General features: G+C 72.6%; 22 protein-coding genes. 9 read left to right on the top strand and 13 right to left on the bottom strand.

The features are described 5' to 3' along the window. Positions 1-181: 181 nt before the first annotated feature. Together Scani_RS25835 and Scani_RS25840 are read right to left on the bottom strand one after the other, a co-directional pair. Entirely contained in the window at positions 182-1825 is a 1644-nt protein-coding gene (locus tag Scani_RS25835; RefSeq protein WP_159480222.1) for a monocarboxylic acid transporter, read from the bottom strand. Continuing rightward, positions 1822-2166: a DUF485 domain-containing protein gene (locus Scani_RS25840; protein WP_159480223.1), complete on the bottom strand. Its 345-nt coding sequence runs from the start codon at positions 2164-2166 to the stop codon at positions 1822-1824. The genes Scani_RS25835 and Scani_RS25840 overlap by 4 nt, the downstream gene beginning before the upstream one ends. Before the next feature lie 220 nt (positions 2167-2386). Here Scani_RS25840 and Scani_RS25845 point away from each other — a divergent pair, with 220 nt between their 5' ends. Then, entirely contained in the window at positions 2387-2584 is a 198-nt protein-coding gene (locus tag Scani_RS25845; protein ID WP_159480224.1) for a hypothetical protein, read from the top strand. A gap of 197 nt (positions 2585-2781) precedes the next feature. Then, positions 2782-4293 carry a S8 family serine peptidase gene (locus Scani_RS25850; protein ID WP_159480225.1) on the top strand — a complete coding sequence of 504 codons (1512 nt, stop codon included), beginning with the start codon at positions 2782-2784 and terminating at the stop codon, positions 4291-4293. 94 nt (positions 4294-4387) lie between these two features. Here Scani_RS25850 and Scani_RS25855 read toward each other — a convergent pair whose 3' ends face one another. The 3 genes from Scani_RS25855 to Scani_RS25865 all read right to left on the bottom strand — a co-directional run bounded on the left by Scani_RS25855 (position 4388) and on the right by Scani_RS25865 (position 7720). Next, complete coding sequence (locus tag Scani_RS25855) at positions 4388-6016, bottom strand: TIGR03086 family metal-binding protein (protein WP_246296164.1); 1629 nt, start codon at positions 6014-6016, stop codon at positions 4388-4390. An 88-nt stretch (positions 6017-6104) separates the two neighbouring features. Further along, positions 6105-6812 carry a lysoplasmalogenase gene (locus tag Scani_RS25860; RefSeq protein ID WP_159480226.1) on the bottom strand — a complete coding sequence of 236 codons (708 nt, stop codon included), beginning with the start codon at positions 6810-6812 and terminating at the stop codon, positions 6105-6107. Next, on the bottom strand, positions 6809-7720 hold the full coding sequence (locus Scani_RS25865) for a sterol desaturase family protein (RefSeq protein WP_159480227.1): 912 nt from the start codon (positions 7718-7720) through the stop codon (positions 6809-6811). Before Scani_RS25865 ends, Scani_RS25860 begins: the two co-directional genes overlap by 4 nt. A gap of 132 nt (positions 7721-7852) precedes the next feature. Here Scani_RS25865 and Scani_RS25870 point away from each other — a divergent pair, with 132 nt between their 5' ends. The 6 genes from Scani_RS25870 to Scani_RS25895 all read left to right on the top strand — a co-directional run bounded on the left by Scani_RS25870 (position 7853) and on the right by Scani_RS25895 (position 13656). Beyond that, positions 7853-8614 carry a Type 1 glutamine amidotransferase-like domain-containing protein gene (locus tag Scani_RS25870; RefSeq protein WP_159480228.1) on the top strand — a complete coding sequence of 254 codons (762 nt, stop codon included), beginning with the start codon at positions 7853-7855 and terminating at the stop codon, positions 8612-8614. 80 nt (positions 8615-8694) lie between these two features. Beyond that, positions 8695-9732, top strand: a complete 1038-nt coding sequence (locus tag Scani_RS25875; RefSeq protein ID WP_246296165.1) for a DEDDh family exonuclease — start codon at positions 8695-8697, stop codon at positions 9730-9732. Between the two features lie 63 nt (positions 9733-9795). Next, positions 9796-10029, top strand: coding sequence for a metallothionein (locus Scani_RS25880; protein ID WP_030087516.1), 234 nt, complete (start codon positions 9796-9798; stop codon positions 10027-10029). Positions 10030-10157: 128 nt separating this feature from the next. After that, complete coding sequence (locus Scani_RS25885; protein ID WP_159480229.1) at positions 10158-11024, top strand: SURF1 family cytochrome oxidase biogenesis protein; 867 nt, start codon at positions 10158-10160, stop codon at positions 11022-11024. Positions 11025-11078: 54 nt separating this feature from the next. Further along, on the top strand, positions 11079-12896 hold the full coding sequence (locus Scani_RS25890) for a glycoside hydrolase family 15 protein (protein ID WP_159480230.1): 1818 nt from the start codon (positions 11079-11081) through the stop codon (positions 12894-12896). A 4-nt stretch (positions 12897-12900) separates the two neighbouring features. Continuing rightward, on the top strand, positions 12901-13656 hold the full coding sequence (locus Scani_RS25895) for an SDR family oxidoreductase (protein ID WP_159480231.1): 756 nt from the start codon (positions 12901-12903) through the stop codon (positions 13654-13656). Positions 13657-13852: 196 nt separating this feature from the next. On the opposite strand, the gene amaP is transcribed toward Scani_RS25895, so the two are convergent. Genes amaP through Scani_RS25920 form a run of 5 tightly spaced genes read right to left on the bottom strand, consistent with a single transcriptional unit; the run spans position 13853 to position 16222 of the window. Beyond that, positions 13853-14458: an alkaline shock response membrane anchor protein AmaP gene (amaP, locus tag Scani_RS25900; RefSeq protein ID WP_159480232.1), complete on the bottom strand. Its 606-nt coding sequence runs from the start codon at positions 14456-14458 to the stop codon at positions 13853-13855. Positions 14459-14465: 7 nt separating this feature from the next. Next, positions 14466-15131: a DUF6286 domain-containing protein gene (locus Scani_RS25905; protein WP_159480233.1), complete on the bottom strand. Its 666-nt coding sequence runs from the start codon at positions 15129-15131 to the stop codon at positions 14466-14468. Continuing rightward, a complete protein-coding gene (locus Scani_RS25910) occupies positions 15128-15520 on the bottom strand; it encodes a hypothetical protein (protein WP_159480234.1) in 393 nt (130 codons plus the stop codon). Before Scani_RS25910 ends, Scani_RS25905 begins: the two co-directional genes overlap by 4 nt. A 6-nt stretch (positions 15521-15526) precedes the next feature. Beyond that, positions 15527-15724, bottom strand: a complete 198-nt coding sequence (locus Scani_RS25915) for a hypothetical protein (protein ID WP_159480235.1) — start codon at positions 15722-15724, stop codon at positions 15527-15529. 36 nt (positions 15725-15760) lie between these two features. After that, positions 15761-16222 carry an Asp23/Gls24 family envelope stress response protein gene (locus tag Scani_RS25920; RefSeq protein ID WP_159480236.1) on the bottom strand — a complete coding sequence of 154 codons (462 nt, stop codon included), beginning with the start codon at positions 16220-16222 and terminating at the stop codon, positions 15761-15763. A gap of 220 nt (positions 16223-16442) precedes the next feature. On the opposite strand from Scani_RS25920, the gene Scani_RS25925 reads away from it, so the two are divergent. Continuing rightward, positions 16443-17174, top strand: a complete 732-nt coding sequence (locus tag Scani_RS25925) for a hypothetical protein (RefSeq protein WP_159480237.1) — start codon at positions 16443-16445, stop codon at positions 17172-17174. Between the two features lie 49 nt (positions 17175-17223). Here the strand turns inward: Scani_RS25925 and Scani_RS25930 are convergent, their stop codons facing one another. From Scani_RS25930 to Scani_RS25940, 3 genes are all read right to left on the bottom strand, one after another. Further along, the gene (locus tag Scani_RS25930; RefSeq protein ID WP_159480238.1) at positions 17224-18003 is read right to left on the bottom strand and encodes an enoyl-CoA hydratase/isomerase family protein; all 780 of its coding nucleotides are present in this window, start codon (positions 18001-18003) and stop codon (positions 17224-17226) included. 113 nt (positions 18004-18116) lie between these two features. Further along, positions 18117-18338, bottom strand: a complete 222-nt coding sequence (locus Scani_RS25935) for a helix-turn-helix domain-containing protein (protein WP_006606369.1) — start codon at positions 18336-18338, stop codon at positions 18117-18119. Positions 18339-18673: 335 nt separating this feature from the next. Further along, positions 18674-20272, bottom strand: coding sequence for an ABC-F family ATP-binding cassette domain-containing protein (locus tag Scani_RS25940; RefSeq protein ID WP_159480239.1), 1599 nt, complete (start codon positions 20270-20272; stop codon positions 18674-18676). Positions 20273-20345 lie beyond the last annotated feature (73 nt).

Genomic DNA, 20345 nt, shown 5'->3' on the forward strand with positions numbered 1-20345 from the left:
GGCCCCCTCCCCAAGAGTGATGGCTCGGTACCTCTCCTCCGGTGGATCAGTACGTCTTCGAGCCTACGCGATGGGTGTGACAGCCAGCAGAGATGAGAAGCACGAGGTGGGCGGGGCGGCGTCGTAGATCTCTACGACACCGCCCCGCCCGGGTCCTGCAGAACGGCCCGGCCGTACCGCCTCAGTGGGCTCCGGTCCCGGTCAGCGAGCGGACCTCCAGTTCGGCGTACTTCTTGACGTCCGGCTCCTCCTTGGACAGCAGGGACCCCAGCCAGCCGAGCAGGAAGCCCAGCGGGATGGAGATCAGGCCCGGGTTCTCCAGCGGGAAGACGTCGAAGTCGGCGCCGGGGAACATCGAGGTCTCCTTGCCGGAGACGACCGGGGAGAAGAGGACCAGCAGGACGGAGGAGACCAGGCCCCCGTAGATGGACCACAGGGCGCCCTGGGTGGTGAAGCGCTTCCAGAACAGGCTGTACAGGAGGGTCGGGAGGTTGGCGGAGGCGGCGACCGCGAAGGCGAGCGCCACCAGTCCGGCGACGTTCAGGCCGCGGGCGAAGACGCCCAGGACGATGGCGATGGCACCGATACCGACGGTCGCCCAGCGGGCCGCGCCGACCTCCTCCTTCTCGGTGGCCCTGCCCTTGCGCAGGACGTTGACGTACAGGTCGTGCGCGAAGGACGAGGACGAGGCGAGGGTGAGGCCGGCGACCACCGCGAGGATGGTCGCGAAGGCCACCGCGGAGATGACGGCGAGCAGGATGGCCCCGCCGGTGGAGCCGGCGCCGCCGCCGATCGCCTCGGCGAGGAGCGGGGCCGCGGTGTTGCCCGCCTTGTTGGAGACGGTGATCGTCTCGGGCTTGATGAGGGCCGCGGCGCCGAAGCCGAGCGCGATGGTCATCAGGTAGAAGACGCCGATGATGCCGATCGCCCAGTTCACCGACTTCCGGGCGGCCTTGGCGGTGGGGACCGTGTAGAAGCGGATGAGGATGTGCGGCAGGCCCGCGGTGCCCAGGACGAGGGCGAGGCCCAGCGAGATGAAGTCGATCTTCGAGGTGGCGGTGGCCCCGTACTTGAGGCCGGGCTCCAGGAAGGCGGATCCCTTGCCACTGTTCTCGGCGGCGGCACCGAGCAGGTCGGAGAGGTTGAAGTGGAACTTGAGCGCCACCAGGAAGGTGATCAGCAGGGTGCCGGCGATCAGCAGGACCGCCTTGACCATCTGGACCCAGGTGGTCCCCTTCATGCCGCCGATGGTGACGTAGAGGATCATCACCACGCCGACGAGGACGACGACCAGGACCTTGCCCGCCTCGCTGGTGATGCCCAGGAGCAGGGTGACCAGGGCGCCCGCGCCCGCCATCTGGGCCAGCAGGTAGAAGATCGAGACGATGATGGTGGAGGTGCCGGCGGCGGTGCGGACCGGGCGCTGGCGCATCCGGTAGGCGAGGACGTCGCCCATGGTGAAGCGGCCGGAGTTGCGCAGCGGTTCGGCGACCAGGAGCAGCGCGACGAGCCAGGCGACGAGGAAGCCGATGGAGTAGAGGAAGCCGTCGTAGCCGAAGAGGGCGATGGCGCCGGCGATGCCCAGGAAGGAGGCGGCGGACATGTAGTCGCCGGAGATGGCCAGGCCGTTCTGGAAGCCGCTGAACTGGCGGCCGCCGGCGTAGAAGTCCTCCGTGCCCTTCGTCTGCCGGCCGGCCCAGACGGTGAGGCCGAGGGTGGCGGCGACGAAGACCGCGAAGAGGGTGACGATCAGGGTGCGGTGCTCGCCCGCCCCGCCGGCCGCGAGGTCGAGGGCGAGGGCGAGGGGGTGGCGCAGGGGGCTCATGCGTCACCTTCCAGGCGGGACTTGATGGCCTCGGCCTTGGGGTCGAGCCGGGTGGCGGCGTGCCGGGAGTACCACCAGGCGATGAGGAAGGTCGTGACGAACTGGGCGATGCCGAGGACGAAGGCGACGTTGACGTGGCCGAGGACCTTGGTGCCCATGAAGCCGCCGGCGTAGCTCGACAGCAGTACGTACCCGAGGTACCAGAGGATGAAGGCGACGGTCAGCGGGAAGGCGAACGAGCGGTGTGCGCGGCGGAGTTCATCGAATTCCGCACTCGACTGCACCTGGATGTAGTCGGGCGGTTCGTGCGTCCCCGGGTCGAGGGTCGGTGCGGCGCTCACGGAATCTCCTGACGCGAAGGGGCGGGTTCCCGGGCCGGTCCGGCGGATCGGCCCCGGAAGGGCCCGGCCGACGGTAAGGCTCACGTAAGTGATCTGGATCACGCATCGTAGAGGCGCATCAGACGATACGACAGGGGTGCGTTGGTTGAATCCCAGAAGTAACCGGGGGAATCCCGCGCGCCGACCGCCACCGCCCGGAGGGCGCTTCGTTGAGCCCGGTGTGAATCCGCCGCCCCAGCAGGGCCCACAGCCGTCCGCTCCCCGTCGGCGCCCCTACGGCAGCATCCGGCTGCCGGCGCCGCTCCCCCTCGCCCCGTCGGAGCCACGGCCGGGGACGGCCACCGCCGCGCGCCGCTGGTACGGCCCGCGGATCGCGCTGCCCCCGCTGAGCATCACCACCCTGCGCCGCCACGGCTGACCGGCCCCTGACGGGGCGTCATCCGGGCCGAGATCGGCTGACGCGCTATCAATTCCACACTCATGGCGGGTTTTCTCCCCGTTTTTTCGCCGCATTCCATTGCTGCACACGAGTGATCGCCGATAGCTTCACATCTCACTGCATCCGCCCGTGCGCAATCCGTGCACGGGCGGTCTCACGGATGATGTGGAGTACCCATGGCACATCCCCGATCCAGACGCATGCGGGCGCTGGCCGTACCGCTCGGACTGGCTCTGACGGCGTCCCTCGGTTTCCTCCCGAACGCGGCCACCGCCGCGTCCCAGGACTCCGTCCCGGCCGCCGCCTCGGCCGACGGCCCGCTGCTGTCGTACGTCGTGAACACCACGCCCGGCCGCGCCACGGTCGGCAAGGTCGAGAAGGCGATAGCCAAGGCCGGCGGGAAGGTGGTCATCGCCCATGAACAGATAGGCGTGATCGTCGTCCACTCGGCCAACCCCCAGTTCGCCGCCTCCATGCGGACGCTGCCCGGGGTGCAGTCGGCGGGTGCGACCCGTACCGCGCCGCTGAAGGCGCAGGGCACCACCGACATCGGCAAGCCGCAGAAGATCGACCTGCCGAAGTCCCAGCTCATGGCGGCCGGCAAGGCGGCGAAGGCGAACGGCGAGGAGCCGCTCGAACCGCTGCAGTGGGACCTGCCCGCCATCAAGGCCGACAAGGCCGCGAAGGTGAACCCGGGCAGCAGGAACGTCACCGTCGGCATCATCGACACCGGCGTGGACGACACCCACCCCGATCTGAAGGCCAACTTCTCCGCGAAGCAGTCCGCCAACTGCGTGGGCGGCGTGGCCGACACCTCCAAGGGCGCCTGGCGCCCCTGGAACCCGGACGAGGACTACCACGGCACCCATGTCGCGGGCACGATCGCCGCGGCCCGTAACGGCGTCGGCGTGGCGGGGGTCGCCCCGGGCGTGAAGATCTCCGCCCTCAAGGTCAGCGAGCCGGAGACCAGCCTCTTCTACGCCGAGAGCGTGGTGTGCGCCTTCGTCTTCGCGGCCGATCACGGCATCGGGGTCACGAACAACAGCTACTACGTCGACCCGTGGATGTTCAACTGCAAGGACGACGCCGACCAGGCCGCCATCATCGACGCGGTCGGCCGTGCGGCGAGCTACGCCCAGCGCAAGGGCGCGATCAACATCGCCGCGGCGGGCAACTCCGGCCTCGACCTGGCGGCCCCTCAGCTCCCCGACGCCTCCAGCCCGAACGACTCCACCCCGGTCGAGCGCACCATCAACCCGAAGACCTGCTGGGACGTTCCCACCCAGCTGCCGGGCACGGTGACGGTCGCGGCGGCCGGCGTCAACAAGCTGAAGTCGTACTACTCGAACTACGGCCTCGGCCAGATCGATGTGGCCGCACCGGGCGGCGACTCGCGGCAGGTGCCCGAGCTGCCCGCCAAGAACGGCAACATCCTCTCCACCATGCCGGGCGGTGACTGGGCCTACCTGGCCGGCACCTCCATGGCGACCCCGCACGTCGCGGGCGTCGCGGCGCTGCTCAAGAGCGCCCACCCGAAGTCCAGCCCGCAGGAGATCCAGTGGCTCCTCAAGGAGCAGGCGGACAACCCCGGCTGCCCCACGGGTGACGCGACCTGCACCGGCACCAAGCATGTCAACAGCCACTTCGGCTACGGCATCGTCGATGCCCTGGACGCGGTGAAGAAGTAACGGCCGGACGGTTCCGGTAGGTGCGCGAAGGGCCGGGTGGTGCGTCACCCGGCCCTTCGCGCCGTGGTGGGCGCGGGCCCGCGGGGCGGGCCGGTCAGGCCGGATCGCGGCCGAGGAAGGCCGCCAGCCGGTCCGGGGCGCTCGCGCCGGCCGGGGCCGGGCGCTCCGGGGCGAAGGAGCTGCCCTCGGTGCGCGGCGCGGCGCCGTAGATCCGGCGGGCCGCCGCCAGCGTCTCCTCGGCGACCTCCGGGGCCAACCCGGTGGGCGCGCCCGTCGCCCGCGCCAGGTCCCAGCCGTGTGCGAGGAGTTCGACCACGACCTGCTGGACGAGCATCGCGCCGGGCGCCTCATAGGGGCCGTAGGTGCGGTGGAGCATCCCGCTGCCGGTGAAGGCGGCGAGGGCGGCGCGGGCGGAGTCCTCGAAGGCGGCGCGGTGATCGTCGCCGAGGTGGTCGGCGGTGAAGTCGTCGCGCGGGGCGTCCTCGGCGATCGAGGTGGCCATCAGGTTCTCCCACACCATGTGATCCAGCAGTTGCCGCACGCTCCACCCCGCGCACGGCGTCGGCAGCGCGAGGTCCTGGGGCGACACGGCGGCGACCAGGGCGCCGACGTCCCGGATCACCTGCTCGTAGGCGTGGAGCACCCGGTCCGGGTCGGCGGCCTCGAACGCGGACCGGTCCAGCTGGTACGGCCGGGGGTGGGCGCGCAGCGCGGCCGCGGTCCAGGTGCCCGCGGGGCCCCAGCTGGGCGGGGCGGGCCGGCCGGTGACGGTGCACAGCAGCTGCCAGTAGCGCTCGACGGCCGGCTCGGCGGCGGTCTCCAGTTGCTCCAGCAGACGGGCGCGGGCCTGCGGGCCGTCCTCGGCGGGCGGGTCGGCGGTGCCGGTCTGGGTGGGGATCCAGGCGGCGACCAGCTCGGCGGCGACGGGCTCGGCTGCCGGGGAGTCCGGGGCGATACCGGCCGCGAGGGCCGCCTCGCCGCGCACCCGCATCAGCTCCGCGACGCGTACGGCGGCTTCTTCCTGCGCGGCCGCGTTCCGCTCCGCCCCGACGGCGTCCGGTTCCGCGGCGGGCGGCTGCTCCGGCGCCGGTGCCGTACGGGCGCTGTGCTCGGCCAGCCGGCGCAGCGCGGCCCGGAGTTCCGGCTCGCGGACCAGGGCGGCCAGCTCGAACCAGGCGCCGATCTGCTCGGGGGTGGGGTCGTCGGGCAGATCGGGGGTGGCGGCCAGCAGACCGCTGCGGTAGGCGGGGGCGTGCACACCGTCGAGGGCGTCATCGACGAAGTCCGTGATGATGCGGCGGCGTTCCCGGTCCGACAGGCGGGCCAGTTCGGTCATTCGGGGCAGCTCCTCTGCTGCGCTCCCCCGCGCGGCCACCGACCGCAGCACGGCGCGCTGCAGTTGCAGGGTGCGGATCTGCGCGTCCAGCGCGTCCGCCCACTGCGCCGCCGTCTCGGCGACGGTGCGCTGCCGCTGCAGCACGGACCGGATCGCCGCCGTTGTGATGCCCAGGTCGCGCAGGCTGCGCACGATCTCCAGGCGGGCCGGGGCGTCCGGGCCGTAGAGCCGGTAGCCCGCGGGGGTGCGGGCGGTGGGCGGCAGCAGGTCCTGGTCCGACCAGTGGCGGATCGTCTTGACCGGGACACCGGTCAGCCGCGCCAGTGCGCCGATGGTGAGCAGGCCCGTGCCGTCCTCGTACATGCCCTCCACTGTCGGGTCTCCCACGGGGGAGACTCAAGCGGCACCGCGTCCGGCCGCCCGGACCGGCCCGCCTCCGGCCGCCGCTCCGGGCTCGTCCGGCGGGAGCGTCCGGTTACGGCACGCCCGCCGTCCGCGGCGCCCGCGGCCGGCCGGGTGCGGACCGGGGAGCGGTGGCGGCGGCGCGCAGCACCCCGCCGGCCAGCGCGTACTGGGCCGCGACGTAGGTGAACATGATCCAGAACTGCGGGGCGGGCAGCTGCGGCCAGTGGGCGATCCCGCTCGCGATCAGGGTGTCGGAGAGCAGGAAGAGCAGCCCGCCGACGGCGGCCAGGGGGCCCGCCCGGAGGGCGCCGAACGCCATCGCGGTGAGCAGCAGGCTGTAGCCGGCGACCGGGATGCGCAGCTCGGCCGGGAGGTCCGGCCACAGGAGCGCCACCGTGCCGGCCAGCAGCACGGCGTACGCGGCACCGGCCGCGGCCGTCCGCCCCCGCCGTCCGGGGCCGGGGGACGCCCCGTGCCGGGCGAACAGCAGCAGGTAGCAGACGTGCCCCGCGGCGAACGAGCCCATCCCCACCAGGAAGGCGATGTCCCCGCCGATCTGGAGGAAGGTGTCACCGCCGCAGCCGCACAACAGCGCCCCGGCGAGCAGCGGGGGGCCGCCGCGGGCCAGTGCGTATCCGGCGAGCACCGGCATCAGCGCGGGCTTGGTGACGTGCGTGACGGCCGTGACGTCCCCGAGCAGCGCCGCCAGGTGCACGACGGCCAGTGCGACACCCAGCCACAGCAGCGGCCGTACGGCCCGGGGCCACCGTGCCCTCACGCGGCCGGCTCCTGGACGGAGGCGCGCGCCCCGGCCTCCGGTGGACCGGCCTGCGGGGTCTCTCCCGCGCCGGCCCGCTCGGCCGGCGACCAGCCGGGCCCGCGAAAGACCCGCCCGGCGCGCTCGCGCCAGCTGTCCGCGGCCCGTACGTCGCGTGCGATGGCGGCGTACTCATGGGTGGCCACCCGCAGCGGGTTGAAGGTCTTGATGTTCTTGGTGAGCCCGTAGACCGGCCGCTCGGTTTCGGCCACGAACGAGCCGAACATCCGGTCCCAGATGATCAGGATCCCGCCGAAGTTGCGGTCCAGGTAGCCACCCTGCGAGGCGTGGTGGACCCGGTGGTGGGAGGGGGTGTTGAGCACGAACTCGAAGGGCCGGGGCAGCTTGTCGATCCGCTCGGTGTGCACCCAGAACTGGTAGACGAGGTTGGCGCCGGAGGTGAAGGCGATCACGGCCGGATGGACGCCGAGGGCGATCATCGGGACGTAGAAGGGCCAGACGGTCCAGGTCGTCCAGGGCTGGCGCAGGGCGGTGCTGAGGTTGAACTTCTCGCTGGAGTGGTGCACCACGTGGCAGGCCCACAGGACACGGATGACGTGGTGGCCGCGGTGGGACCAGTAGTAGAAGAAGTCCTGGGCGAGCAGCATCAGGGGCAGCGTCCACCACAGCACGGGTATCCGCAGCGGGGTGAGTTCGTAGATCGTGGCGTAGATCGCCACGATGGGGACCTTCCACAGCGCGTCGAAGGCCAGGCTGCCCAGGCCCATGCCGACGCTGGTGGCGGCGTCCTTGGCCTCGTAGCCCTTCGCCTCCTCGTCGGGATGCAGGCGGTAGCTCACCATCTCGATCACGGCGAGCAGGACGAAGGCCGGGATGGACCACAACAGGACATCGGGCAGGTGCGGCATGCCCCGCACCATAAATCGGTGGACGGCGGTGCCGCTAGGGGTTGTTACTGAGAAGTATGTAAGACGTGCCGTCAGCTGCTCCGCGACGACGGCCCGGCGGAAGGTCCCGGCAGCGAACGGAATCGAGGTCCCATGACCGGCACACCGACCATCGCCCTGCTCGGCGGCGGATTCTCCGACGACCCCGACACCCTGCTGGACGACTACGTCCTGGAGCGCGCGGGGCGGACCCGGCCGAAGGTCTGTTTCCTGCCGACCGCGAGCGGCGACGCACCGGGGTACATCGAGGCGTTCCACACGGCGTTCGCCCCGCGCGCGTGCGAAAAGAGCCATCTGGAGCTGTTCCGGCGCACCGTGACCGATCTGCGGCCATTCGTCCTCTCCCAGGACATCGTCTACGTCGGGGGCGGCAACACCGCCAACATGCTTGCCGTCTGGCGGGTACACGGCCTGGACGCGATCCTGCGCGAGGCGTACGAGGCGGGGGTGGTGCTGTGCGGCATCAGCGCCGGAGCGTGCTGCTGGTTCGAGAGCGCGTACTCGGACTCCTTCGGTCCGCCGGTGCCGCTGGCCGACGGGCTGGGGCTGCTGCCGGGCAGTCTGTGCCCGCACTACGACAGCGAGCCGGAGCGCCGGCCCGGCTATCGCGCGGCGGTCAACGCGCGTGCGCTGCCGGGAGGTTGGGCCGTCGACGACGGCGCCGCCGGACTGTTCGCCGACGGCCGCCTCGTGGACGTCGTCACCCGCACACCGGGCGCCACGCTCCGCCGGGTGGACATCGGCGAGGACGGCTCGGTGGGGGAGGTGGCGCAGGCCGCGCGGACGCTGGGGAGACAGCGCCGGGCACCCGGGCAACCGGCCCGCCGTCAACTCCGGTCGCGGTCCCGGGACTAGGGTGCGGCGGGCGCGCGGGCACCCCGCGCGCCCCACGCCGGTTCGGTGGCTGTCAGTGGCGGCCCGTATCCTCAGTGACCATGCTCGAAGACCGCATGGCAGCAGCCGACCCGATCGCGCCGAAGATCGGCCAGCAGCCGGGCCCGCAGACGCCGCCGGCCCCCTGGCCGTCCGCCTATCCCCCGGGGTACGCGGTGGTCGACGTCGAGACCACGGGCCTGGCCCGCGACGACCGCATCATCTCCGCCGCCGTGTACCAACTCGACGCACACGGCGAGGTCGAGGACCACTGGTACACCCTCGTCAACCCGCAGCGGGACCCGGGACCGGTCTGGATCCACGGGCTCACCAGCTCCGTACTGGCCGATGCCCCGCTCTTCCCGGAGATCGTCCCGGAGCTGTCCCGGCGCCTGGCGGACCGGGTGCTGGTCGCGCACAACGCCATGTTCGACTGGTCGATGATCGCCCGCGAGTACGCCCGCGCCGCGGCGACGGCACCGGTCCAGCAGCGGCTGTGCACCATCGCCCTCTCCAAGGAGCTGCGGCTCCCACTGCCCAACCACAAGCTGGAGTCGCTCGCCGCGCATTACGGCGTGGTGCAGGAGCGCGCCCACCATGCGCTGGACGACGCCCGGGTGCTGGCCGAGTCGTTCCGTCCCAGTCTGCACCGCGCCGCCCGGGAGAACCTGCGGCTGCCGCTGCTGACCTGTCAGCCCCTGACGGAGTGGTCGGACGCCCCCGCGCCCCGGCAGCGCTCCACCGCCGCGGCCTACCGCCCCACGTCCTGGCGGCCCGCCCGCAAGCGCCCGGCGTGCCCGTACCCCAACCCGGGGCGCTACGAAGCCGGCGGCCGGCTCGTCCAGGGGATGCGGGTCGCCTTCTCGGGCGACACCTCCGTGGACCGCGAGCTGCTGGAGGACCGGGCGATCGAGGCCGGGCTCCATGTCGCCACCAGCGTGTCCCGGCTGACCAGCCTGCTGGTGACCAACGACCCCGACGCCCGGACCTCCAAGACCGCCAAGGCCGCCTCGTACGGCACGGTCGTGATCGACGAGGCGGCCTTCATGCAGTTGCTGCAGGATGTCGAGCCGGCGGCGTCGGCGCCTGCGTCCGGGTGAAGCCCGCCCAACACACCCGTCGGCACCTCGTCCCGCGGGGGTGGCGCCCGCACCCTGTGGCGCATGGCACGTTGTGAGGTCTGCGGAAACGAATACGGCATGACATTCGAGGTGCACGCGCAGGGCGCGGTGCACGTCTTCGACTGTTTCGCCTGCGCCATCCACCGCATGGCGCCGATCTGTGAGCACTGCCGGTGCCAGATCATCGGCCAGGGCGTCGAGGCCGACGGGCAGTGGTACTGCGGTGCGCACTGCGCCCGGTCGGACGGGAGGGTGGGCATCGTCGACCGGGTCTGATCCGGCGGGCGGCCCGCCGGGCCGGTGGCGCCCCCCGCCCCCTGGCACCTCTCCTCCCGCCGGTCGGGACGGTGCCCCAGGGGGACCCCCGGGCCGGGGGCGGCGGCGCCCCAGGTACCGTCGAGGCCGTGTACCGCTTCCTGTTGTCCCGGCAGTGGGTGATCGTCACCCTCGTGGCTCTTCTGCTGATCCCCGTCATGATCAAGCTGGGCTTCTGGCAGCTCCACCGCCATGAGCACAAGGTGGCGCAGAACCAGCTGATCGCGAGCAGCCTGGCCGCCAGGCCGGTCCCGGTCACCGAGCTGGCCGCGCCCGGCCGGACCCTGCCGCACCACGACATGTGGCGCACGGTCACCGCCACCGGCACCTACGACACCGCGCACGAGGTCGTGGTCCGCCAGCGCACCGCCGCCGACGAGCAGAGCATCGGCTACTACGTCCTGACCCCGCTGGTCCTCGGCGACGGCCGGGGCGTGCTGGTCAACCGCGGCTGGATCTCGGCGGGCAACGACCTCACCAAGTTCCCCGACGTCCCGGCCGCCCCCCGGGGCAAGGTCACCGTGACCGGCCGGATGATGGCCGACGAGACCACCGCCGTCAGCGGCATCAAGGACACCAGGGGCCTGCCGCCCCGCCAGATCATGCTGATCAACAGCAGGGAACAGACGAAGCGGGTCGGCCGGCCGCTGCTCGGCGGCTATATCGAGCAGACCCGGCCCGAGCCGTCCGACGGCAAGCCGGAGCTGGTGCCCGAACCGGACCACGACTCCATCGGCCCCCACATGGCGTACGCGGTCCAGTGGTGGCTGTTCGCCGCGGCGGTGCCGGTCGGCTGGGTCGTCCTGGTCCGCCGGGAACGCCGCGACCGGGCGGAGGCCGCCGCCGAGGAGGCGGCCGAGGCCAGGGAGACCGCGGCCGAGGAGGCGGCCGAGGCCAGAGAGACCGCGGCCGAGGACGCCGACGAGGACACGACGCCGGTCCCGGCCGGCCCGTAGCCCGTACAGCCGCCACTCCGCGTGGCGCACCCTCCGCGCGGGAAAAGGCGCTGAGTGCACCCACATATCGAGGACTATGCGCTCATCGGCGATCTGCAGACCGCCGCACTCGTCGGCCGCGACGGCTCCATCGACTGGCTGTGCCTGCCCCGCTTCGACTCCGGAGCCTGCTTCGCCGCGCTCCTGGGCCGTAAGGACAACGGCCACTGGCGGCTCGCCCCCCTCTCCTCCGAGGCCCGCGCCGAGCGCTCCTACCGTGGCGATTCGCTGATCCTCGACACGGTGTGGGAGACCCCCACGGGCAGCGTCCGGGTCATCGACTTCATGCCGCAGCGCGACCGTCAGCCCGATGTCGTACGGATCGTCGAGGGCCTGAGCGGCAGCGTCGAGATGCGCGGGGTGCTGCGGCTGCGGTTCGACTACGGCCGGGTGGTGCCCTGGGTGCGGGCCACCGAGGGCTGCCGGGTCGCGGTCGCCGGGCCGGACTCGGTGTGGCTGCGCACCCCGGACCGCAGCACCACCTACGGCAAGGACTTCAGCACCCGCTCGGACTTCACCGTCACCGCGGGCGAGCGTGCCGCGTTCGTGCTGACCTGGCACCCCTCGCACGAGCCCCGGCCGACGCAGATCGACCCGTTCGAGGCGCTCCAGGACACCCTGGACGACTGGCAGACCTGGTCCGCGCGCTGCCGCTACAACGGCCCCTACCGCGAGGCCGTGATGCGCTCGCTGATCACCCTCAAGGCGCTCACCTACCTGCCCACCGGCGGTATCGTCGCGGCCCCCACCACCTCGCTGCCCGAGGAGCTGGGCGGCGTGCGCAACTGGGACTATCGCTACTGCTGGCTGCGCGACGCCAGCCTCACCCTGAACTGCCTGCTCTCCGCCGGATATCTGGAGGAGGCCGGCGCCTGGCGGGACTGGCTGCTGCGCGCGGTGGCCGGCGCCCCCGACGACCTGCAGATCATGTACGGGCTGGCCGGTGAGCGGCGGCTGCCGGAGGCCGAGCTGCCCTGGCTGTCCGGATTCGCCGACTCCGTTCCCGTACGCATCGGCAACGCCGCCGTCGAACAGCGTCAGCTCGACGTCTACGGCGAGGTCCTCGACTCCTTCCACATCGCGCGCACCGCCGGGCTGCCGGCGGAGTCGCACGCCTGGAGCATCCAGCGCTCGCTGGTGGACTACCTGGAGTCCACCTGGCGCGACCCCGACGAGGGCCTGTGGGAGATCCGCGGGCCGCGCCGGCACTTCGTGCACTCCAAGGTCATGGCCTGGGTGGCGGCCGACCGGGCGGTGTGGGCGATGGAGACGAATCCGAAGCTGGGCGGGGACGTCGACCGCTGGCGGGCGATGCGCGACGAGGTGCACCGGGAGGTGTGCGAGCGGGGCTACGACGCCGACCGCGGCACCTTCACCCAGTTCTACGGGTCGGCCGAACTGGACGCGGCGACCCTGCTGATCCCCCGGGTGGGATTTCTGCCGGGGAACGACCCCCGGGTCGTCAGCACCATCGACACGGTGCGCCGGGAGCTGACCCTCCCCCATTTCCCCGACGGCATGGGAGGTGCCCCCACCGGCCTGGTCCGCCGTTACAGCACCGAGGGCGGCTCGGTCGACGGCCTGCCGGGCGGCGAGGGCACCTTCCTGGCCTGCTCGTTCTGGCTCGTCGACGCGCTGCGGATGAGCGGCCGGCGGCACGAGGCCCGGGAGATGTTCGAACGGCTGCTGGACCTGCGCAACGATGTGGGGCTGCTCTCCGAGGAGTACGACCCGGAGGCCGGACGCCAGCTGGGCAACTACCCGCAGGCGTTCAGCCATATCGGCCTGGTGGGGACCGCCTTCGGGCTGCAGGACGGGGCAGGGGCAGACTAGGGCCATGGATCTTGGACTCACCGACCGGACGTACCTCGTCACCGGGGCGACCCGCGGCCTCGGCTTCGCCACCGCCCGTGAACTGGTCGCCGACGGCGCCAACGTCGTGCTCTCCGGGCGCACCGAGGAGAGCGCGGCCGCGGCCGCCGCCTCGCTCGGCGAACGCGCCCTGGGGGTGGCGGCCGACAACGCCGACCCGCAGGCCCCCGACCGCCTGGTGGCCGCGGCCCGGGAACGCTTCGGCCGCCTGGACGGCGTGCTCATCAGCGTGGGCGGCCCGCCTCCCGGCAGCGCCCTCGACAACACCGACGACCAGTGGCAGCAGGCCTTCGAGTCGGTCTTCCTCGGCGCGGTACGGCTGGCCCGCACGGCCGCCGCCGAGCTGTCGGAGGGCGGCGTGATCGGGTTCGTGCTGTCCGGCTCGGTGCGGGAGCCGATCGCCGGCCTGACCATCTCCAACGGGCTCCGCCCCGGCCTCGCCGGCTTCGCCAAGTCGCTCGCCGACGAGCTGGGCCCGCGCGGCATCCGGGTCCTGGGCGTACTGCCCGGCCGGATCGCCACCGACCGGATGACCCAGCTCGATGCGCTCTCCGGCGACCCGGAGGGCACCCGCGCCCGCAACTCCGCGGCGATCCCGCTGCGCCGCTACGGCACGCCGGAGGAGTTCGGCCGGACCGCGGCGTTCCTGCTCTCACCGGCCGCGTCGTATGTCACCGGGGTGATGGTGCCGGTGGACGGCGGGGCGCTGCACGGCTTCTGACGCGGGGTCCGTACGGCTTCCGGCGGGGCACCCGCCGCGAGAGGTGCGACCGGGCTCGGGCGCGAGGCGTGCGACCGGGCCCGGGACGCGTGATGGCGCCGGGCCGGGGCGCCTCGTAGTACCGGACCGGGAAGGCTCGTGGTGCCGGGCCGGTCGGCCTCGTGGTGCCGGTCCGGGAAGTCCCGCGGGAGATGCCCTAACTGACCCGCTCGGGCCGGTGCTTGACCGCACGCAGCCGGACGTCCCCCGGCAGCCGGTCGAGCCCGGCCGAGCGGCGGGCGTGGGCCACCGCCTCGTCCGACAGGCGCCGGACGACGGTGCCCGGGTCGGCGTGCGGGGCGAGGGCCAGCAGGGCCCGGACCCGCGGTTCGCGCCGGCGGCCGGTCAGCAGCACTCCGGCCCGGTCGACGCCTTCCAGCGACTCCGTTTCGGCCGCGAGGACGCCTTCCAGCGCCCGGCCGCGCAGCGTGGCGCCCTCCCCGTCGCCGCTGTCGACGAGGATCTCGCGCAGCCGGTGCCGCCGCAGCTGGGACAGCAGCCACCACAGCAACAACAGCACCAGGACGGCCAGCGCCGCGATCACACTGGGCCACCACCAGCCCTGTCCGGTCCAGCGAGTGCGCTGCTGCGCGGAGAGCAGGACGTCGCCGGGGCGGGACCAGGGCCAGTGGGCGGGCAGGTGGAGCTGCTCCTTCGCGGGCAGGTCCAGGCCGCCGAGCAGCACCAGGCCGCCGGTGCCTAGCAGCACCACACCGATGACGCCGAGCAGTACCCGGTTGATCGTTCTGCTGACCCTGCGCATCACTCGCTCACCTCTTCTTCGGGCGCCGGACGTGCACGGTCAGGCCGAGCCGGTGCACCAGCCCCAGCTGCCGCAGACCCTCGGCCAGCGCGACGTCGAGGTCGGCGCGGACCTCGTCCAGCTCGCGGAAGTGCGAGACGGCGTGCGCCTTGGCCTTGCGGCGGCCGACCTTCATCCGTACGGACTGGACACCGGCGACCTCCATGGCGCGGTCGCGCAGCACCAGCGCGGCGGCCTCCCGGTCCAGTCCGGCCCGGAGGTCCGGCGCGGTCCGTCGCATCGGCAGCACCCGGCGCAGTCCGGGGGTGACGGCCAGCACGATCAGCCAGATGCCGAGCACCACGGCGAGCGCGGCGGCGGCCAGCACCCAGGGGTTGTCGAGGTGAAGGATGGCCAGTTCGCGGGCGAGCCAGCGGCGCCAGGCCATCGCGGGGTGGTCGGCGCGCACCGCCACCACGTCGTAGAGCAGCAGCCCGGCGGCGGCCAGCAGCAGCAGCGCGACCACACCGGCCGGCACCCGGCGGGCCGACCAGAAGCGCCCGGTACGGCCGTCGTCCACGGTGCCCGTCGCGGTCGCGTCCGGGGCGGCGCCGGTGCCCTCGGCCGACGCGTCGGGCGCCTTGTCGAGGGTGGGCAGCCGCCGGGTGTCCGACTGCTCCGCGTCGTCGCTCATCGCACCCTCCCGCGGCCCGTGCGCTCCAGCAGCGGGGAGTGCAGACGCTCGACCTCCACGGCGACCTCGGGCACCTCCATGTTCACCAACGCCTTGACCCGCTCGGTGACATGACGGCGCACCGCCCGGCACTGGGCGCCGATGTCGGAGGGGTAGCCCAGCTCCACGGCGATCCGCACCCGCGCCTCGCCGAAGTGCCGGCGGTCGTCGCGCCGGTGCACGGTCACCGTCGCCTGCGCGGCCGTACGGGCCTGCGGGGACTCCCCGCGCAGCGCCTCCCGGGCGGCTCGTGCGGCGATCTTCGCCACCACCCGGTCCGCGATCCTGGTCGCGCCCCGCTCACCCGCCGTCACGTCGGCGGCAGCGGCGACCGGGGACACCGTCGCCACCCGGCTTCACCGCCGCCGGTCGTCGCGGTCGCGGCCGCGCGGACGGAAGAAATCGCCGGCCTCCAGATCCCCGTCCAGGAGTCTGCCTGCCACAAATCCGATGGCGCCCAGCGCCGCCACCAGTACAAAGGCGCCGAAGCCGCCGAAGTATCCGGCGAAGCCCAGCGCCATGCCGGCCAAGAGGCCGACCACGGCCATGCTCATCGTGCGCTCCTTCGCTACCACTCCGGACGGGCCCGGCTACTGGAGCCGCGGCTCCGCTCCCTCTTCTTCGTCTTCCTCGTCGGGCAGCTTGACGTCACTGACCGCGATATTGACCTCGACGACCTCCAGGCCCGTCATCCGCTCCACCGCCGAGATGACGTTCTCCCGTACAGTGCGCGCGACATCGGCGATGGCGACCCCGTAGTCGACCACGATCTCCAGGTCCAGCGCGGTCTGCACCTCGCCGACCTCGGCCTTGACCCCGCGGGTCGCGGTCGCGGACCTGCCGCCGCCGGGGACCCGGTCGCGTACGGCACCGAGCGTGCGGGCCAGCCCGCTGCCCATGGCATGCACACCGAGGACTTCCCGGGCCGCCAGGCCGGCGATCTTCTCCACCACGCCGTCGGCGATGGTGGTCCGCCCACGGGTCGCGGGATCGCCGCCGCCCCGTTTGGCAGGGGTCCGCGGCCCCTCCGCATGCTGCTGGCTCTCGCTCATCGCCGTAGTCCCTTTCCGCGAGGAGAAACGGTCCGCCCGCTCCGCTGCCCACAGTAGGTCCGCTTGCCACGGGCCGCTCCGGGGATGTGGCAGCAGAGTGCTCCGTACGGCGACGCCCCGCGCACCGCCCTGCCACGGGGGCAGGTCTGCGGCAGGCTGGGGGTTGTCCGGGACGGGTCCGGGAACAGGTCCGGGGACCTGCCGGGAAAGGGGTGACGCGGTGGCCGCGAACCAGGTGGCGCAGTCGGTGCGGACACAGCTCGGGATCGGCCGGGTGCTGCCGCTCGGCGGGCCCGCGGACGGATCATGGATCACCGAGCAGGCGGCGGCCGGGGCCTTGCGGGCGGCCGCGGGCACGCCGGCCGGTGTGCGCATCGGGACGCTGCGGCTGTCCGTCGCCGACCCCGGCCAGGCCCCGGAGCCCGTGGTGCCGGCTCCGCCGAGCGCCCTGCCGCCCGGCCCGCTGCGGATCGAGGCGGACTTCGCCGCGGTCGCCGACCGGCCGCTGCCCGCCGTCGCCGACGAGGTGCGCACCGCGCTGCTGGAGGCGGCGGTCCGGGAGCTGGGGCTGGTGGTGGGTGTGGTGGATCTGCAGGTCAGCGCGCTGCTGGAGGCGGGCGAGGCACAGTCACCGCCGCCCGCCGAGCGGGCCAAAGGTCCCGCCGCCACCCCCGCGGAGGTGTCGGGGGACCGGACCGGGGCGACACAGGAAGGCCCGGCGGAGCTCACCGCCGTCGCGCGGGAGGTGCCGGGCGTGGCCCGCCTGGCACCGGTGCTCGGCGGACGATCCCGTCCGGTGCGGTTCTCCGACGGGCATGTGCTGATCCAGGTGGCGACCGCGCCGGGCTACCGGGCGCTGGATGTCTCCTGCGCCGTGCGGCGGGCGGTGGCGGCCGCACCGGCGGCCCCGTCGACGGTGGCCGTGCTGGTCACCGCCGTGGAACGGAGCTGACGGGCGCCCCGGCCGGGAGGACGCCCGTCGGCGACAGGATGCGGCGGGGCTACTCCCCCACGCCCGCCAGGTCGCGCAGCCGGCGCGCCTGCGCGGCCCGCTCGGCGCTGCGCTGCTCCTCGTAGGTACGGCCGGCGGCACCGGCCAGCAGGGCCTTGGTCTCGATGACGGCGTCCCGCGGCGGGGCGGTGAGCGCGGCGGCCAGGTCGGTCACCGCGGCATCGAGTTCGTCGGCGGGCACCACGAGGTTGGCGAGGCCGATCCGCTCGGCCTCCTCGGCGTGCACGAATCGCCCCGTGGCGCAGATCTCCAGCGCCCGGGCGTAGCCCACCAGTCCGACCAGGGGGTGGGTACCGGTCAGGTCCGGTACGAGTCCCAGGCTGGTCTCGCGCATGGCGAACTGGACGTCGGGCGCGACCACCCGCAGATCGCAGGCCAGGGCGAGCTGGAAGCCCGCGCCGATGGCATGCCCCTGCACGGCGGCGATGGACACCAGGTCGTTGCGCCGCCACCAGGTGAACGCTTCCTGGTACTCGGCGATCGTGGCGTCCAGGGCACCGTCGCTGCCGCGCGCCAGATCGATGAACGACGGCTCGCCGTCGAAGCCTTCGGGCGTGAACGCCTGGCGGTCGAGGCCGGCGGAGAAGGACTGGCCCTCACCGCGGAGCACCGCGATCCGCACGTTTCCCGGCAGCAGCGAACCCGCCTCGGCGAGCGCCCGCCACATGGCCGGCGACTGCGCATTGCGCTTCGCCGCGTTGGCGAGGGTCACCGTGGCAATGGCACCGTCAACGGTGAGTCGTACACCGTCCTTGTCGAGCAGAGTCATGAGCGCCTCCGAGTCAGCCAACCGCACCTGCGTGCGTAAGTGACTGAACGGTAACCTCCCGGTCGACCGCTCGGTCGACCGGGGGGACACCGCTGCACCCGGAGTCGCAGCCGTCAGGCCGATGCGGCCTTCTTGCCCCTCGTGGCTCCGCCGCGACCGCGCAGGACCACACCGGATTCACTGAGCATCCGGTGCACGAATCCATAGGAGCGGCCGGTTTCCTCGGCCAGCGCCCGGATGCTCGCACCGGAGTCGTACTTCTTCTTCAGGTCTGCCGCGAGCTTCTCGCGCGCGGCGCCGGTTACCCGGCTGCCCTTCTTCAGAGTCTCGGCCACCCGTGCCTCCTCGTGGGAAGTGCGCTCTGGACTCTCATGATCACCCCTCCCCGGCTTCCTGGCCACCCATTCCGCAAGGTCAGTACGACATCCTTTGCCGCCCGGCGCGCGCTCCCGCGGTCCGGAATCCCCTATTCCGCCCTCCGGGAAGGCCGCTCACGTCCGGCTTCGCGCGAGAAGTGGCAGGTCAGGCGGTATGCCGCCGAAACGGCAACGGCCGGGCCCCAAGGACCCGGCCGTATGCCGCAGGCTCGCCGATGTACGAGCCGTTCTCACTCAGATGATGGATCACACATCGGCCGAATGATCCATACGGCATGATCCATTCGCCGTGATCAGGCCAGCGCGACCAGGTCCGCGTAGTCCTGGCCCCACAGGTCCTCGACACCGTCGGGCAGCAGGATGATGCGCTCCGGCTCCAGTGCGTCCACGGCGCCCTCGTCGTGCGACACCAGGACCACGGCGCCGGTGAAGGTGTGCAGCGCGCCGAGGATCTCCTCGCGGCTGGCCGGGTCGAGGTTGTTCGTGGGCTCGTCGAGGAGCAGCACGTTGGCGGAGGAGACGACCAGCGTCGCCAGGGCGAGGCGGGTCTTCTCGCCGCCGGAGAGCACCCCGGCGGGCTTGTCGACGTCGTCCCCGGAGAAGAGGAAGGAACCCAGCGTCTTGCGGATGGCGACCAGGTCCATGTCCGGGGCGGCCGAGCGCATGTTCTCCAGGACCGTCCGGTCCGGGTCCAGGGTCTCGTGCTCCTGGGCGTAGTAGCCGAGCTTGAGGCCGTGCCCGGGGCGGACCTCGCCGGTGTCCGGGGTCTCGACGCCGGCCAGCAGTCGCAGCAGGGTGGTCTTGCCGGCACCGTTCAGACCGAGGATGACGACCCGGGAGCCCTTGTCGATCGCCAGGTCGACGTCGGTGAAGATCTCCAGGGAGCCGTAGGACTTCGACAGGCCCTCGGCGGTCAGCGGCGTCTTGCCGCACGGCGCCGGGTCGGGGAAGCGCAGCTTGGCGACCTTGTCGGAGGCACGCTTGGCGTCCAGCCCGGCCAGCAGCTTGTCGGCACGCTTGGCCATGTTCTGCGCGGCGACCGTCTTGGTGGCCTTGGCCCGCATCTTGTCGGCCTGCGAATTCAGCTGCGCGGCCTTCTTCTCGGCGTTGGCGCGCTCGCGCTTGCGGCGCTTCTCGTCGGCCTCGCGCTGCTGCTGGTAGAGCTTCCAGCCCATGTTGTAGATGTCGATCTCGGAGCGGTTGGCGTCGAGGTAGAAGACCTTGTTGACGACGGTCTCGACCAGGTCGACATCGTGGGAGATCACGATGAAGCCGCCGCGGTAGGTCTTGAGGTAGTCGCGCAGCCAGACGATCGAGTCGGCGTCGAGGTGGTTGGTCGGCTCGTCGAGCAGCAGGGTGTCGGAGTCCGAGAACAGGATCCGGGCCAGCTCGACACGGCGGCGCTGACCGCCGGAGAGCGTGTGCAGCGGCTGGCCGAGGATGCGGTCGGGCAGCCCGAGGCTGGCGGCGATGGTCGCGGCCTCCGCCTCGGCGGCATACCCGCCCTTGGTCAGGAACTCCGTCTCCAGGCGCTCGTACTTCTTCATCGCCTTTTCGCGGGTGGCGCCCTTGCCATTGGCCATCCGGTCCTCGTTCTCCCGCATCTTGCGGAGCACGGAGTCCAGATCACGGGCGGACAGGATGCGGTCGCGGGCGAGCACGTCCAGGTCGCCGGTGCGCGGGTCCTGCGGAAGGTAGCCGACATCGCCGGAGCGGGCGACCGTGCCGGCGGCGGGCATGCCCTCGCCCGCCAGCACCTTGGTCAGGGTGGTCTTGCCGGCGCCGTTACGGCCGACCAGGCCGATGCGGTCGCCCTTGGCGATACGGAAGGAAGCGGACTCGATCAGAATGCGGGCGCCGGCGCGCAGCTCAAGGCCAGAGGCGGTGATCACGGGAAAAGCTCCAGGGTCAGGAAGACGGCGGGTTGGACGGACGGTCCGAGGGGCGAGCTGCGCCGTCTAATGA

Origin of the sequence: Streptomyces caniferus (assembly GCF_009811555.1) — a bacterium.
Lineage (GTDB): Bacteria > Actinomycetota > Actinomycetes > Streptomycetales > Streptomycetaceae > Streptomyces > Streptomyces caniferus.

What these genes read in the sequence shown, in the direction of transcription:
- Scani_RS25895 (WP_159480231.1), top strand. Translation starts at nt 12,901, where the DNA reads ATGGATCTTGGACTCACCGACCGGACGTACCTCGTCACCGGGGCGACC.
- Scani_RS25905 (WP_159480233.1), bottom strand. Translation starts at nt 15,131, where the DNA reads ATGAGCGACGACGCGGAGCAGTCGGACACCCGGCGGCTGCCCACCCTC.
- Scani_RS25915 (WP_159480235.1), bottom strand. Translation starts at nt 15,724, where the DNA reads ATGAGCATGGCCGTGGTCGGCCTCTTGGCCGGCATGGCGCTGGGCTTC.
- Scani_RS25865 (WP_159480227.1), bottom strand. Translation starts at nt 7,720, where the DNA reads ATGCCGCACCTGCCCGATGTCCTGTTGTGGTCCATCCCGGCCTTCGTC.
- Scani_RS25850 (WP_159480225.1), top strand. Translation starts at nt 2,782, where the DNA reads ATGGCACATCCCCGATCCAGACGCATGCGGGCGCTGGCCGTACCGCTC.
- Scani_RS25870 (WP_159480228.1), top strand. Translation starts at nt 7,853, where the DNA reads ATGACCGGCACACCGACCATCGCCCTGCTCGGCGGCGGATTCTCCGAC.
- Scani_RS25920 (WP_159480236.1), bottom strand. Translation starts at nt 16,222, where the DNA reads ATGAGCGAGAGCCAGCAGCATGCGGAGGGGCCGCGGACCCCTGCCAAA.
- amaP (WP_159480232.1), bottom strand. Translation starts at nt 14,458, where the DNA reads ATGCGCAGGGTCAGCAGAACGATCAACCGGGTACTGCTCGGCGTCATC.
- Scani_RS25835 (WP_159480222.1), bottom strand. Translation starts at nt 1,825, where the DNA reads ATGAGCCCCCTGCGCCACCCCCTCGCCCTCGCCCTCGACCTCGCGGCC.
- Scani_RS25875 (WP_246296165.1), top strand. Translation starts at nt 8,695, where the DNA reads ATGCTCGAAGACCGCATGGCAGCAGCCGACCCGATCGCGCCGAAGATC.
- Scani_RS25930 (WP_159480238.1), bottom strand. Translation starts at nt 18,003, where the DNA reads ATGACTCTGCTCGACAAGGACGGTGTACGACTCACCGTTGACGGTGCC.
- Scani_RS25880 (WP_030087516.1), top strand. Translation starts at nt 9,796, where the DNA reads ATGGCACGTTGTGAGGTCTGCGGAAACGAATACGGCATGACATTCGAG.